This is a genomic window from Rhizobacter sp. Root1221 (assembly GCF_001425785.1).
GTDB lineage: Bacteria > Pseudomonadota > Gammaproteobacteria > Burkholderiales > Burkholderiaceae_C > Rhizobacter.
In genome coordinates, this window is the sequence record NZ_LMDI01000011.1 from 37,288 (window position 1) to 50,358 (window position 13,071).

Sequence of the window (13,071 nt, forward strand, 5' to 3'; positions counted from 1 at the left end):
CCCTCGGTTCCCCTCTCCCGGATATCCCCTCAATTCGAGCCCCCACTCATGCCCGCGTCAGAAATTTCCGCAACCGAAGTCACAGACATGGTTTCTGCCCACAAGTTCCCGGTGACCGACCGGGTGCGCCATGCGCTCGACGTGACGCGGCGGGGTGTTGACGAACTGTTACCTGAATCCGAGTGGTTGACCAAGTTGTCCCGTTCGGAAGCAACGGGCGTGCCACTGCGCATCAAGCTGGGCCTCGACCCCACGGCCCCCGACATTCACCTCGGCCACACGGTCGTGCTGAACAAGATGCGCCAGCTGCAGGACCTGGGGCACAACGTGATCTTCCTGATCGGCGACTTCACGTCCACGATCGGCGACCCGTCGGGCCGCAACACCACCCGGCCGCCGCTCAGCCGCGAGCAGATCGAGGTCAATGCCGCCACCTACCTGAAGCAGGCGAACCTCGTGCTGGACCCGGCACGCACCGAGGTGCGCTACAACTCCGAGTGGTGCGATGCGCTGGGCGCGCGCGGCATGATCCAGCTGGCCTCCCGCTACACGGTGGCCCGCATGATGGAGCGCGACGATTTCACGAAACGCTTCAAGGCCGGCACGCCCATCAGCGTGCACGAGTTCCTGTACCCGCTGATGCAGGGCTACGACTCGGTGGCCTTGAAGAGCGACCTGGAGCTGGGTGGCACCGACCAGAAGTTCAACCTCCTCGTGGGCCGGGCGCTGCAGAGCGAATACGGGCAGGAGCCGCAGTGCGTGCTCACCATGCCGCTGCTCGAAGGCCTCGACGGTGTCGAGAAGATGTCCAAGAGCAAGGGCAACTACATCGGCATCACCGAACCGGCGAACACCATGTTCGCCAAGCTGCTGTCCATCAGCGACGTGATGATGTGGCGCTACTTCACGCTGCTCAGTTTCCTGAGCGAGGCCGAGATCGCCCGGCTGAAGGCCGAGGTGGGCGGCGGGCGCAACCCGAAGGACGCCAAGGTGCTGCTCGCGAAGGAGATCACCGCACGTTTCCACAGCGCCGCGGCGGCCGAAGCAGCCGAGGCTGATTTCAACAACCGCTCGAAGGGCGGGGTGCCCGACGAGATCCCCGAGGTGGCGCTCGCCGGCGCCCCGATGGGCATCGGTGTGCTGCTGCGCCAGGCGAACCTCACGGCTTCGTCCGGCGAGGGCCTGCGCCTGGTGGATGGCGGCGGCGTGCGGGTGGACGGCGCGGTGGTCAGCGACAAGGGCCTGAAGCTCCAACCCGGCACGTACGTCGTGCAGGTGGGCAAGCGCAAGTTCGCTCGCGTGACGCTGACGGCCTGACCCCAATGCTCGCACTGGTGCAGCGGGTCGCCGAGGCCCGGGTGGACATCGCCGGCGCCACGGTGGGTGCCATCGGGCGCGGGCTGCTGGTGCTGGTGTGCGCCGAACCGGGCGACACCGAGGCGCTGGCCGACAAGCTGGTGGCCAAGCTGCTGAAGCTGCGCATCTTCTCTGATGCGGCCGGCAAGATGAACCTCGACGTGGCGGGCGTGGCTGGCGGCCTGTTGATCGTCAGCCAGTTCACCCTCGCGGCCGACACCCGGGGTGGCAATCGCCCCAGCTTCACCGGCGCGGCGCCCGCGGAACTGGGCCGCCACCTCTACGAGCGGGTGGTGGCCTCGGCGCGAACATCGCACCCGGTGGTGGCCACCGGTGAGTTCGGTGCGGACATGCAGGTGGCCCTCGTCAACGACGGCCCCGTCACGATCCCCATCACGCTGCGCAACTGACGCGCGTCAGTTCCCGTGGGTGTCGGGCCACACGGCGCCCGCCTGGCTGTCGCCTGCGACCAGCGTGTTGCCCATGCCGAGCAGTTCGCGCGCCTTTTCCAGGCTGAGCAGCTGCGCGCGGTTGCGCCGCACGTGGTTGCGCTGCCGTTCGATTTCCCAGACGAGGGTGATGAGGTCACGCGAGGTCTGGGCGGCGCGGATGCGGCTGAGCGTGAGCGGTGAGAACAGCGTGGCCTCGGCGCCCATGGCACCCACCAGCAGGCTGCGCACCTGGTGACGAAGCAGCTCTTCGGAGGCGGCCGGGCGCGGGCGGGCGTGGTCGGCCAGTTCGTCCGGGGTGTCGCGGAACTGGATCTTGGGCGGACGCGCCGGCGGCGGGCGCCTGGGCGCGGGCGGTGGCGCTGCCACGCGGGGAGCCGGTGCGGGTGCAGGCACGGGCTCGGGCTCGGGCTCGGGGGGCGATGCCATTGCGGTGACAAGTTCCGGAATGGGTTCCACGTCGGGGTTGCCCACGGTGTCCGGCCCGTCGTCGTGAGCCGCGGCTACCGGCCCGGGGATGGCTTCAAGGTGCAGCACCGGATAGTCGGGTTCGGCGGGCACCTCCACTTCCACGCTGGTGAGCTTCGGCAGGTCGAGCGCGCCTGGTGCGGTTTCCTGCGCCTCCGGGGCAGGTTCCACCGGCATCTCCACGAGCCCGAGCCGTACCAGTTCCTCGAAGTGGCTGGTGCTCGCGCCGGCCCGGTGGGCCATGCCCAGCACCTCGCCCAGCGGGCGGTTGCCGTCGACGAGCAGCAACACGGTGCGATGGCGCTGCCCCAGACCGCGCGTGCGGTGACGGAGTTCGTCGAGGCCGAGCGGCGTCTTGAACGGGGCAGGAGGGAGCGGCATGAACCGGAAATGTCACGGAGGAACAGGGCCTGATTGTCGGGTCCCCGGGGGACTGGCAACGCGGCATCAATGGGCGCTTTGCCGGGTTGTTTCATCCTGTCACGCCGGACAACAAAAAGGCCACCCGAAGGTGGCCTTGTTGCCGGGCGGGAGGTGGATCAGTCGGCGTACTGGACGTTCGCGCGGATCACCGGGCCCCACTTGTTGATCTCGGATTCCACGAACTTCTTGTGTTCCGGGCCGTTGGTGCGGGCATCGTTGACGATCACGGCGGCCATGCTTTCTTCGGACTTGACGAAGTCGGCGTCCTTCAGCACCTTCTTCAGTGCCGCGTTGATCTTGTCAGCCACCGGCTTCGGCGTGCCCTTCGGGGCGTACAGGCCGTGCCAGATGGTCACGTTGAAGCCCTTGAGGCCAACTTCGTCGAGCGTGGGCAGCTTGGCGAGCGCGGGCATGGGCAGGCGCTTGGTGGTGGACACGGCGAAGAACTTGATCTTGCCGCCTTCCATCTGGCCCATCGTGTTGGTGGTCTGGTCGCACATGATGTCGACCTGGCCGCCCAGCAGGTCGGTCATGGCGGGGCCGGTGCCCTTGTACGGCACGGCCACCATGTCGACCTTCAGCGTGCTCTGGTACAGCAGGCCGCACAGGTGCGACGCCGAGCCCACGCCAGCGTGGGCGAGGTTGATCTTGCCCTGGTTCGCCTGGATCCAGGTGTTGAGTTCGCTGTAGCTGGTGGCCGGCAGCGTGGAGCGGCCCACGAGGGTCATCGGCACCTCGTTGATCATGCCGAGGTACTCGAAGTCTTCGAGGGTCTTGTACTGCAGGTTGCGGTACAGCGCGGGCGACGTGGCCATGCTGATGTGGGTCAGCAGCAGCGTGTAGCCGTCGGCGGCGGCCTTGGCCACCTTCGTGGCACCGAGCGTGCCGCCGGCACCGCCGGCGTTCTCGATGATGACCGGCTTGCCCAGTTGCTTGCGCAGGCCTTCCGAGAAATCGCGCGCCACCTTGTCGGTGGGGCCGCCGGCCGCAAACGGCACGATGATCGTGATGGGCTTTTCGGGGTACTCGGCCAAGGCGGCCGTCGCGGTCAATGCGGCGACTGCAGCCAGCAACAGTTTCTTCATGGGAAGTCCTTCGTAGGTCGAGCAGGAGGTCGACAGAGCCGATGCTACGAAAGCCATTCGCCGGCCGCATGCCGGAAACTACGTAGCGTCCGTCAGAGTGCCAATTCTGCCCGCGCCACCTCGACGTGCAGCCGCTCCGCCGCATCGAGCGGCACGCATTCCGCCGCCTCGTTGTAGAGCTTCTCGGCCTCCTTCACGCGGGTCTCGCCTTCGAGCATCACGAGGCCGTTCGCGTACTCGAGCCGCGCGATGGCGGACATCGGGTTCAGGCGCAGGCCGGTGCGGAACATCGATATTCCTTCGTCCTTGCTCGCCCCCTGGGTGCGGCCGAGCAGCGCGCCCATGGTGTCGATCACCTCGGCATGGAAGGCCCCGAGCGCGGTGTGGGCGTCGGCATGGTTCGGCTGCAGGCGGATGGCCGTCTCCAACGCGGTGCGGATGCGGGTGCCGAGACCTTGCTGCAGCGCCTTCGCGACGCTGATGCCCTGGCTGTAGCGGCCGAGGGCGTATGCCATCAGGTAGTGGGCGTTCGGGTTGCCGGGCGATTCCTCGGTGAGGGTTTCGGCGCGCGCCACCACGTCGAGGAACAGCGCGAAGCGCCGGCTCTCGCTGCGTTCGAGGTAGTTCGCCTGCATGGCCTGCGCCTTGTTCGCGACGTTGACCCCGGCGGTGGAGGCGGTGCGCAGCCCGGCGTCGACCGCCCCTTCGAAGTCGCCCGCGTGGAACAACGCCCAGGCGGCCAGCACGTCGTCGTCGTCCGGGCAGGGTTCGGCGTCACCGGCGTGCAGGCGGCCCCAGGACTGGCGAAGCGACACCTTGTCGTAGCGGTACGGGGTGGCTTCGTACGGGAATGGGATCCAACGGGCCATGTCGATCTCCTTCGCTCAGGTTGTCGGCGAAGCGGCATGGTAACGGCCCGCGAGCGCGAACAGATGATCCCGTTCGGCATCCTGGAGATAGGGCATGACCAGGCTGAGCACGTGGAAGGCCCCGCGCAGCAGGGCGGCTCCGGCGGTTTCGGGCTCCAGGGCGTGGCGCGGGTCGCGCACGTACTCGTAGCTGAGCCAGTATGTGAGCACCACCACCATCGACGTGGCCACCGGCTCCAGGTCGCTCGGCCCGGCCCGCAACGTGCCCCCGCGGCCCAGGCCTTCGAGCAATTCGCGCACGGCACGGGCCTTGTGCTCGAGCAGGGCCTGGAAGCGGGTCTCCAGGTGGCGGTTCTTCGACAGCAGGTCGTTCAGGTCGCGGTAGAGGAAGCGGTACTGCCACAGCAACTCGAACAGCATGTGGAAGAACAGCCAGGCGTCCTCCACGTTCTGCGCGCCCCCGGCGGCGTCGAGCAGCGCTTCGAGCGATTCGGCATAGCGGTCGAACAGCGCGTTGATCAGCGTGTCCTTGGCCGGGTAGTGGTAGTACAGGTTGCCCGGGCTGATGTTCAGCTCGGCCGAGATGGCGGTGGTGGAGACGTTGGGTTCGCCAAAGCGGTTGAACAACCCGAGCGCGGCCTCGAGGATGCGCTCGGCGGTGCGGCGGGGCTTCTTCATCGGAGAGGGCATGGCCCAATCTAGCAGCGTGGGTGTCGGGGGCGTCTTCGCGTTAGCCCCAGGAGCCCATGGTCCTTGCGCCAGCAGGATTCGCGGCGACTGCCTACAATCGCGCCCTCCATGCCAGCCATCTCGTTCCAGAACGTCAGCAAGACCTACAGCGCCGCCGGCCGCCACGTGCGTGCCCTCGACGGGGTCTCCTTCGACATCGAACCGGGCGAGTTCTTCGGCCTGCTCGGCCCCAACGGCGCCGGCAAGACCTCGCTGATCAGTATCCTCGCAGGGTTGTCGGCTGCCTCGGGGGGGCGGGTGCTGGTGCAGGGGCATGACGTCGTCACCGACTACGCCGCCGCGCGCCGCAGCCTCGGCATCGTGCCGCAGGAACTGGTGTTCGACCCGTTCTTCAGCGTGCGCGAGACGCTGGTCATCCAGAGCGGCTACTTCGGCGTGCGCAACAACGGCGCCTGGATCGACGAGCTGCTCGCCGGCCTGGGCCTGGCCGACAAGGCCCACGCGAACATGCGCCAGCTCTCGGGGGGCATGAAGCGCCGCGTGCTGGTGGCGCAGGCGCTGGTGCACCGCCCGCCGGTCATCGTGCTCGACGAGCCCACCGCCGGCGTCGACGTGGAGTTGCGCCAGACGCTGTGGCAGTTCGTCGCCCGGTTGAACAAGGAAGGCCACACGGTGCTGCTGACCACCCACTACCTCGAGGAAGCCGAGGCGCTGTGCGGCCGCATCGCGATGCTCAAGCAGGGGCGCATCGTGGCGCTCGACCGCACGTCCGCGCTGCTCGCGGGCACGGCCAGCACCATGCTGCGCTTCAAGCTCGATGCCCCCTTGCCGCCAGCCCTGGCCGCCCAGGCGCGGGTCACGGGCCGCATCGTGCAGCTGAAGGCCCACGACGCCGCCGGCGTGGAGCAGGTGCTCGCCGCGTTGCGCAGCGCCGGGCTCCAGCCGGAAGACCTCGAGATCGGCCGGGCCGACCTGGAGGATGTGTTCCTCGAGATCATGCAGTCCGAACCGGGAGCCGCGCGATGAGCGACCACGGCCTGCTGTCGGGCACCCGCACGCTGCTCTACAAGGAGATGCTCCGGTTCTGGAAGGTGAGCTTCCAGACCGTGGCCGCACCGGTGCTCACCGCGGTGCTGTACCTGCTGATCTTCGGCCACGTGCTCGAGAACCACGTGAAGGTCTACGACAACGTGGGCTACACGAGCTTCCTGATCCCCGGCCTCGTGATGATGAGCGTCTTGCAGAACGCGTTCGCGAACAGCAGCAGCTCGCTCATCCAGAGCAAGATCAGCGGCAACCTCGTGTTCCTGCTGGTGTCGCCGCTGTCGCACTGGGCGTGGTTCGTCGCCTACGTGGGCGCGTCGGTGGTGCGTGGTGTGGTGGTGGGCGCGGGCGTGATGCTGGTCACCATCTGGTTCGCGCCGCTGTCGCTGGCCGAGCCGGCGTGGGCGGTGGTGTTCGCGGTGGTGGGGGCGGCCATGATGGGCGCGCTCGGTCTGCTGGCCGGCCTGTGGGCCGAGAAGTTCGACCAGATCGCCGCGTTCCAGAATTTCATCATCATGCCGATGACGTTCCTGTCGGGCGTCTTCTACTCGGTGAAGTCGCTGCCGGGCTTCTGGTACGGCGCGAGCCACCTGAACCCGTTCTTCTACATGATCGACGGCTTTCGCCGCGGGTTTTTCGGCGCGAGCGACGTCTCCCCGTGGACCAGCCTCGCAGTGGCCGGCGGCAGCCTCGTCGTGGTGTGCGCGCTGTGCCTGCACCTGCTGCGCATCGGTTACAAGATCCGCCACTGATGCGGGCTTTCCCGCATGGGCGATAATGCGGCCATGGCCGATCCCACCCCCGCCGAAGTCGAGCGCTACATTGCGCAAGGGCTGAACTGCGAGCACCTGCAGGTGGAGGGCGATGGCCGCCATTTTTTCGCCACCATCGTGTCCGCGGAGTTCGACGGCGCGAATCGCGTGGCGCGCCACCAGCGCGTGTACAAGGCGCTGGGCGATAGAATGCGTGAGCAAATCCACGCCCTGTCCATGAAGACGCTCACCCCTGCCGAATGGGCCTCGTCCGCCCCGTCGGCCTCCACCCACCACCATTAAAAGCGGCCGCAGGATTCACTGCGGCCGGCAGGCCTGCACCTTCGCGGGCTTGATGGTCGTGTGATTCCCTGGGTCCCCGAACCCCCATGGACAAACTCCTCATCCGCGGCGGCCGCTCATTGGCTGGCGAAGTCGTCATCTCCGGTGCCAAGAACGCGGCGCTGCCGGAACTGTGCGCCGCGCTCCTCACCGCCGACACGGTCACGCTCCAGAACGTGCCCCAGCTCCAGGACGTGGGCACCACGCTGAAGCTGCTGCGCAACATGGGCGTCACGGCCCGGCGCGATGAATCGTCGCCCGACGTGGTGTCGCTCACCGCCGAGCCCATCACCGCGGCGGAAGCCCCGTACGAGCTGGTCAAGACCATGCGCGCGTCCATCCTGGTGCTGGGCCCGCTGCTGGCCCGCTTCGGCCAGGCGCGGGTGTCGCTGCCCGGCGGCTGCGCCATCGGCTCGCGCCCGGTCGACCAGCACATCAAGGGCCTGCAGGCCATGGGCGCCGAGATCCTGGTGGAACACGGCTACATCGTCGCCAAGGCCAGGCGCCTGAAGGGCGCGCGCATCACCACCGACATGGTGACGGTCACCGGCACCGAGAACCTGCTGATGGCCGCCACGCTCGCCGACGGCGAAACGGTGCTCGAAAACGCCGCCCAGGAACCCGAGATCCCCGACCTCGCCGAGATGCTGATCTCGATGGGCGCCAGGATCGAAGGCCACGGCACGCGCCAGATCCGCATCCAGGGCGTGGAGCGCCTGCACGGCACCACGCACCGCATCGTGCCCGACCGCATCGAGGCCGGCACGTTCCTCTGCGCGGTGGCGGCCACCGGTGGCGACGCCTTCCTGAAGTACGCCCGGGCCGAACACCTGGGTGCCGTGATCGACAAGCTGCGCGAAGCGGGTGTGTCGGTGGAATCGGTGGACGGCGGCCTGCGCGTGAAGAACAGCCAGCGCCCGCGTGCGGTGAGCTTCACCACCAGCGAGTACCCGGCGTTTCCCACCGACATGCAGGCCCAGTTCATGGCGCTCAACTGCATCGCCGAGGGCCCGTCGGTCGTGTCGGAGACCATCTTCGAGAACCGGTTCATGCACGTCAACGAGCTGGTGCGCCTGGGCGCCCAGATCGACATCCACGGCCACACCGCCACCCTCCGCGGCGTGCCGAAGCTGTCGGGTGCCACCGTGATGGCCACCGACCTGCGGGCGTCGGCCAGCCTCGTGATCGCGGGCCTCGTGGCCGAGGGCGAAACCGTGGTGGACCGCATCTACCACCTGGACCGCGGCTACGACCGCATGGAAGCCAAGCTGCGCGGCATCGGTGCCGACATCGAACGGACCAAATGACGATGATCACCCTCGCCCTGTCCAAGGGACGCATCTTCGACGAGACCCTGCCGCTGCTGAAGGCCGCCGGCATCGAGGTCACCGAAGACCCTGAAAAATCGCGCAAGCTGATCCTTCCCACCACCCACCCCGACGTGCGCGTGGTGCTCGTGCGTGCCACCGACGTGCCCACCTACGTGCAGTACGGTGGCGCCGACATCGGCGTGGCCGGCAAGGACATCCTGCTCGAACACGGTGGCCAGGGCCTGTACCAGCCGCTCGACCTGCAGATCGCCAAGTGCCGCCTGAGCGTGGCCGTGCGCGACGACTTCGACTACGCCGCGGCCGTCAAGCAGGGTTCGCGCATCGCGGTGGCCACGAAGTACACGAACTGCGCGCGCGAACACTTCGCGAACAAGGGCGTGCACGTCGACCTGATCAAGCTCTACGGTTCGATGGAACTCGCGCCGCTGACGGGCCTGGCCGACGCCATCGTCGACCTGGTGTCCACCGGCAGCACGCTGCGGGCCAACCACCTCGTCGAAGTCGAGGAAATCATGCAGATCTCTTCGCGCCTGGTGGTGAACCAGGCCGCGTTGAAAACGAAGCGCGAACCCCTTCGCGCCATCATCGACGCCTTTGCGTCAGCCATCCAGTGACACCATGACCGTCCAGATCCGCCAGCTCGCCACGCACGCCGCCGACTTCGAAGCCCAATTCCAGCGTGTGCTGCATTGGTCCGAGGAAACGGACCATGCGATCGAGCAGCGGGTGACCGACATCCTCGCCGACGTGCGCACGCGCGGTGATGCGGCGGTGCTCGAGTACACGAACCGGTTCGACGGCCTCACGGCCCAGTCGGCCACCGAGTTCGAGATTCCCCGTGGCGAACTGCAGGCGGCGCTCGCGAGCCTGCCGGCGGTGCGCCGCCACGCGCTGGAAGCCGCCGCCGAACGGGTGCGCGACTACCACGAGCGCCAGCTCGAGGTGAGTGGCCGCTCCTGGTCCTACCGCGATGCCGATGGCACGCTGCTCGGCCAGAAGGTCACGCCGCTCGACCGCGTGGGCATCTACGTGCCCGGTGGCAAGGCGCAGTACCCGTCCAGCGTGCTGATGAACGCGCTGCCGGCCAAGGTGGCCGGCGTGGGTGAGATCATCATGGTGGTGCCCACCCCCGGCGGGGAGCGCAACGCGATGGTGTTGGCAGCCGCGGCGGTGGCCGGCGTGGACCGCGCGTTCACCATCGGTGGCGCACAGGCCGTGGGCGCGCTCGCCTACGGCACGGCCACCGTGCCGTCGGTGGACAAGATCACCGGCCCGGGCAACGCCTACGTGGCCAGTGCCAAGCGCCGCGTCTTCGGCAAGGTGGGCATCGACATGATCGCCGGCCCGAGCGAAATCCTCGTGCTGGCCGACGGCACCACGCCACCCGACTGGGTGGCCATGGACCTCTTCAGCCAGGCCGAACACGACGAGATGGCGCAGAGCATCCTGCTGTGCCCCGATGCCGCCTACATCGCGAGGGTGGCCGAGGCCATCGAGCGGCTGCTGCCGGACATGCCGCGCCGCGACGTCATCCGGGCGTCGCTCGAAGGCCGCGGTGCGCTGATCCACACGCGCAGCATGGAAGAAGCCTGCGAGATCAGCAACCGCATCGCCCCTGAACACCTGGAAGTCAGCTCCGACGACCCGCACCGCTGGGAGCCGCTGCTGCGCCACGCCGGGGCCATCTTCCTCGGCGCGTTCACCAGCGAAAGCCTCGGCGACTACTGCGCCGGCCCGAACCACGTGCTGCCCACGGCGGGCACCGCACGCTTCTCGTCGCCGCTCGGGGTGTACGACTTCCAGAAGCGCAGCAGCTTGATCGAGGTGAGCGAGGCGGGCGCCCAGAAGCTCGGCACCATCGCCGCCGAACTGGCCTACAGCGAAGGCCTGCAGGCCCACGCCCGTGCCGCCGAACTGCGCCTGAAGGAGCCCAAGGCATGAGCGAGCTCGACACCCGCAAGGCCCGTTTCATCCGCCAGGACGTGCAGTCGATGCACGGCTACGCCGTGCAGCCGAGTGCCGGCATGGTCAAGCTCGACGCCATGGAAAACCCGTTCCGGCTGCCCGAGCCGCTGCGTGCCGAACTCGGCCGCCGCCTGGGCGAGGTGGCGATGAACCGCTACCCGGCGGGCCGCATCGACGACCTGCGCGCCGCGCTCGCCCGCTACGTGAACCTGCCCGACGGTTTCGACCTGATGCTCGGCAACGGCTCCGACGAACTCATCACCATGCTGAGCATGGCCTGCGACGTGCCCGGCGCCAAGGTGCTGGCGCCGGTGCCGGCGTTCGTGATGTACGACGTGTCGGCCCGTCTGCAGGGGCTCACGTTCGTGGGCGTGCCGCTCACCGCCGATTTCGAGTTGGACGAAGCCGCGATGCTGGCGGCCATCGCCGAACACCAGCCGGCCATCGTCTACCTGGCTTACCCGAACAACCCCACCGCGAACCTGTTCGACGACGGGGCCATGGAACGCATCGTGGCCGCCGCCCCGGGCCTGGTGGTGATCGACGAGGCGTACCAGCCGTTCGCGTCGCGCGACTGGCTGCAGCGTGCCACGCGGCATCCGCACGTGCTCGTGATGCGCACGTTGAGCAAGTTCGGCCTGGCCGGCGTGCGCATCGGCTACATGGTGGGCCCGAAGGCGCTGATTGCCGAGATCGACAAGGTGCGCCCGCCCTACAACGTGAGCGTGCTCAACGCCGAGGCGGCGCTGTTTGCCCTCGAACACGCCGACGAGTTCGCGCGGCAGGCCGCCGTGCTGCGCAGCGAGCGCACACGCCTGATCGCCGCGCTGCAACGCCTGCCGGGCTTGCGCCCGTACCCGAGCGAGGCCAACATGGTGCTCACGCGCGTGCCCGATGCGGCTGCGCTGTTCGCCGCGCTGAAGGCCCGTAAAGTGCTCGTGAAAAACGTCTCCGGGCTGCACCCGCTGCTGGTGAACTGCCTGCGCCTCACCGTGGGCACGCCGGACGAGAACACCCTGATGATCGAAGCCCTCGAAGCGAGTTTGAAATGACAGCCGAACGCATTGCCGACGTCACCCGCAACACGGCCGAGACGCAGATCCGCGTCCGGATCAACCTCGACGGCACCGGCACGTCGAAACTCTCCACCGGCATCGGGTTCTTCGACCACATGCTCGACCAGATCGCCCGCCACGGGCTGATCGACCTCGACATCGACTGCAAGGGCGACCTGCACATCGACGGCCACCACACGGTGGAAGACGTGGGCATCACGCTCGGCCAGGCCGTGGCCAAGGCCGTGGGCGACAAGCGGGGCCTGCGCCGCTACGGCCACGCCTACGTGCCGCTCGACGAAGCGCTGTCGCGCGTGGTCATCGATTTCTCGGGCCGCCCGGGCCTGCACATGCGCGTGCCGTTCAAGAGTGGCATGGTCGGTGCATTCGACACGCAGCTCGCGTTCGAATTCTTCCAGGGGTTCGCGAACCACGCCCTCGTGACGCTGCATATCGACAACCTGCACGGCGACAACGCCCACCACCAGTGCGAGACGGTGTTCAAGGCCTTCGCCCGCGCCGTCCGCATGGCGCTGGAGGTCGACCCGCGCATGGGCAACACCATCCCGTCCACGAAGGGGTCGTTGTGAGCCGCACCGTCGCCGTCGTCGACTACGGCATGGGCAACCTGCGTTCCGTGTCGCAGGCGGTCAAGCACGTGGCCGACGGCACCGGTTTCGACGTGGTGGTGACGTCCAACCCCGACGAGGTGTACGCCGCCGAGCGCATCGTGCTGCCAGGGCAGGGCGCCATGCCCGACTGCATGCGCGAGCTGCGCGACTCCGGCCTCAAGGACGCCGTCCTGCACGCCGCCGCCAACAAACCGCTGATGGGCGTGTGCGTGGGCATGCAGATGTTGTTGTCCCGAAGCGACGAGGGCCCCACCGACGGTCTCGACCTGTTCCCCGGCGACGTGGTGCGTTTCCAGCTCGAAGGCCAGCTCCAACCCGACGGCAGCCGCTTCAAGGTGCCGCAGATGGGATGGAATCGCGTGTTCCAGCCTCGTCCGCACCCGGTCTGGGCCGGTGTGCCCGACGGCTCCTATTTTTATTTCGTGCACAGCTTCCATGCGAAGCCGGCCAATGCGGTGCACAGTGCGGGGGAAACGGAGTACGGCATCCGCTTTACCTGCGCGCTGGCCCGCGATAATATTTTCGCGACCCAGTTCCATCCCGAGAAAAGTGCCGAACACGGGCTTGCCCTTTACCGGAACTTCCTCCACTGGAACCCCTGACCGCCTCG

15 protein-coding genes are annotated in these 13,071 nt (G+C 67.9%); 11 read left to right on the forward strand and 4 right to left on the reverse strand.

The genetic code is table 11. The features are described from left to right. Positions 1-87: 87 nt before the first annotated feature. Positions 88-1,317: a tyrosine--tRNA ligase gene (tyrS, locus tag ASC87_RS09310; RefSeq protein ID WP_157603929.1), complete on the forward strand. Its 1,230-nt coding sequence runs from the start codon at positions 88-90 to the stop codon at positions 1,315-1,317. A 5-nt stretch (positions 1,318-1,322) separates the two neighbouring features. Next, positions 1,323-1,766, forward strand: coding sequence for a D-aminoacyl-tRNA deacylase (dtd, locus tag ASC87_RS09315; RefSeq protein WP_056659957.1), 444 nt, complete (start codon positions 1,323-1,325; stop codon positions 1,764-1,766). Positions 1,767-1,772: 6 nt separating this feature from the next. Here the strand turns inward: dtd and ASC87_RS09320 are convergent, their stop codons facing one another. The 4 genes from ASC87_RS09320 to ASC87_RS09335 all read right to left on the reverse strand — a co-directional run bounded on the left by ASC87_RS09320 (position 1,773) and on the right by ASC87_RS09335 (position 5,340). Continuing rightward, positions 1,773-2,654, reverse strand: a complete 882-nt coding sequence (locus tag ASC87_RS09320; RefSeq protein WP_056659960.1) for a hypothetical protein — start codon at positions 2,652-2,654, stop codon at positions 1,773-1,775. A gap of 158 nt (positions 2,655-2,812) precedes the next feature. Further along, positions 2,813-3,781: a tripartite tricarboxylate transporter substrate-binding protein gene (locus ASC87_RS09325; RefSeq protein WP_056659963.1), complete on the reverse strand. Its 969-nt coding sequence runs from the start codon at positions 3,779-3,781 to the stop codon at positions 2,813-2,815. A gap of 92 nt (positions 3,782-3,873) precedes the next feature. Beyond that, positions 3,874-4,650, reverse strand: coding sequence for a hypothetical protein (locus tag ASC87_RS09330; protein WP_056659966.1), 777 nt, complete (start codon positions 4,648-4,650; stop codon positions 3,874-3,876). 15 nt (positions 4,651-4,665) lie between these two features. After that, positions 4,666-5,340 carry a TetR/AcrR family transcriptional regulator gene (locus ASC87_RS09335; protein WP_056659969.1) on the reverse strand — a complete coding sequence of 225 codons (675 nt, stop codon included), beginning with the start codon at positions 5,338-5,340 and terminating at the stop codon, positions 4,666-4,668. 108 nt (positions 5,341-5,448) lie between these two features. On the opposite strand from ASC87_RS09335, the gene ASC87_RS09340 reads away from it, so the two are divergent. The 9 genes from ASC87_RS09340 (at position 5,449) to hisH (ending at position 13,063) form a co-directional block, all read left to right on the forward strand. Then, positions 5,449-6,366 carry an ABC transporter ATP-binding protein gene (locus tag ASC87_RS09340; RefSeq protein WP_056659972.1) on the forward strand — a complete coding sequence of 306 codons (918 nt, stop codon included), beginning with the start codon at positions 5,449-5,451 and terminating at the stop codon, positions 6,364-6,366. Further along, positions 6,363-7,136, forward strand: a complete 774-nt coding sequence (locus tag ASC87_RS09345) for an ABC transporter permease (protein ID WP_056659975.1) — start codon at positions 6,363-6,365, stop codon at positions 7,134-7,136. The genes ASC87_RS09340 and ASC87_RS09345 overlap by 4 nt, the downstream gene beginning before the upstream one ends. Before the next feature lie 33 nt (positions 7,137-7,169). Further along, positions 7,170-7,439 carry a BolA family protein gene (locus tag ASC87_RS09350; RefSeq protein ID WP_056659978.1) on the forward strand — a complete coding sequence of 90 codons (270 nt, stop codon included), beginning with the start codon at positions 7,170-7,172 and terminating at the stop codon, positions 7,437-7,439. Between the two features lie 86 nt (positions 7,440-7,525). After that, the gene (gene murA / locus ASC87_RS09355; RefSeq protein ID WP_056659981.1) at positions 7,526-8,785 is read left to right on the forward strand and encodes a UDP-N-acetylglucosamine 1-carboxyvinyltransferase; all 1,260 of its coding nucleotides are present in this window, start codon (positions 7,526-7,528) and stop codon (positions 8,783-8,785) included. A gap of 2 nt (positions 8,786-8,787) precedes the next feature. Next, entirely contained in the window at positions 8,788-9,423 is a 636-nt protein-coding gene (gene hisG / locus ASC87_RS09360; protein WP_056660243.1) for an ATP phosphoribosyltransferase, read from the forward strand. A 4-nt stretch (positions 9,424-9,427) separates the two neighbouring features. Beyond that, complete coding sequence (gene hisD, locus ASC87_RS09365) at positions 9,428-10,750, forward strand: histidinol dehydrogenase (protein ID WP_056659984.1); 1,323 nt, start codon at positions 9,428-9,430, stop codon at positions 10,748-10,750. Beyond that, positions 10,747-11,826 carry a histidinol-phosphate transaminase gene (gene hisC / locus ASC87_RS09370; protein WP_056659987.1) on the forward strand — a complete coding sequence of 360 codons (1,080 nt, stop codon included), beginning with the start codon at positions 10,747-10,749 and terminating at the stop codon, positions 11,824-11,826. The genes hisD and hisC overlap by 4 nt, the downstream gene beginning before the upstream one ends. Next, complete coding sequence (hisB, locus tag ASC87_RS09375) at positions 11,823-12,419, forward strand: imidazoleglycerol-phosphate dehydratase HisB (RefSeq protein WP_056659990.1); 597 nt, start codon at positions 11,823-11,825, stop codon at positions 12,417-12,419. Before hisC ends, hisB begins: the two co-directional genes overlap by 4 nt. Continuing rightward, positions 12,416-13,063 (forward strand): imidazole glycerol phosphate synthase subunit HisH, encoded by a 648-nt coding sequence (gene hisH / locus ASC87_RS09380; RefSeq protein WP_082568512.1) that lies wholly within the window; start codon positions 12,416-12,418, stop codon positions 13,061-13,063. The genes hisB and hisH overlap by 4 nt, the downstream gene beginning before the upstream one ends. Positions 13,064-13,071: the final 8 nt, after the last annotated feature.

Excerpts from the sequence above, each read along its gene's own strand:
- hisD (WP_056659984.1), top strand. The coding sequence starts at position 9,428 with ATGACCGTCCAGATCCGCCAGCTCGCCACGCACGCCGCCGACTTCGAA.
- tyrS (WP_157603929.1), top strand. The coding sequence starts at position 88 with ATGGTTTCTGCCCACAAGTTCCCGGTGACCGACCGGGTGCGCCATGCG.
- murA (WP_056659981.1), top strand. The coding sequence starts at position 7,526 with ATGGACAAACTCCTCATCCGCGGCGGCCGCTCATTGGCTGGCGAAGTC.
- ASC87_RS09320 (WP_056659960.1), bottom strand. The coding sequence starts at position 2,654 with ATGCCGCTCCCTCCTGCCCCGTTCAAGACGCCGCTCGGCCTCGACGAA.
- ASC87_RS09350 (WP_056659978.1), top strand. The coding sequence starts at position 7,170 with ATGGCCGATCCCACCCCCGCCGAAGTCGAGCGCTACATTGCGCAAGGG.
- hisG (WP_056660243.1), top strand. The coding sequence starts at position 8,788 with ATGATCACCCTCGCCCTGTCCAAGGGACGCATCTTCGACGAGACCCTG.
- ASC87_RS09335 (WP_056659969.1), bottom strand. The coding sequence starts at position 5,340 with ATGCCCTCTCCGATGAAGAAGCCCCGCCGCACCGCCGAGCGCATCCTC.
- hisB (WP_056659990.1), top strand. The coding sequence starts at position 11,823 with ATGACAGCCGAACGCATTGCCGACGTCACCCGCAACACGGCCGAGACG.
- ASC87_RS09325 (WP_056659963.1), bottom strand. The coding sequence starts at position 3,781 with ATGAAGAAACTGTTGCTGGCTGCAGTCGCCGCATTGACCGCGACGGCC.
- ASC87_RS09330 (WP_056659966.1), bottom strand. The coding sequence starts at position 4,650 with ATGGCCCGTTGGATCCCATTCCCGTACGAAGCCACCCCGTACCGCTAC.
- ASC87_RS09345 (WP_056659975.1), top strand. The coding sequence starts at position 6,363 with ATGAGCGACCACGGCCTGCTGTCGGGCACCCGCACGCTGCTCTACAAG.
- dtd (WP_056659957.1), top strand. The coding sequence starts at position 1,323 with ATGCTCGCACTGGTGCAGCGGGTCGCCGAGGCCCGGGTGGACATCGCC.
- ASC87_RS09340 (WP_056659972.1), top strand. The coding sequence starts at position 5,449 with ATGCCAGCCATCTCGTTCCAGAACGTCAGCAAGACCTACAGCGCCGCC.
- hisC (WP_056659987.1), top strand. The coding sequence starts at position 10,747 with ATGAGCGAGCTCGACACCCGCAAGGCCCGTTTCATCCGCCAGGACGTG.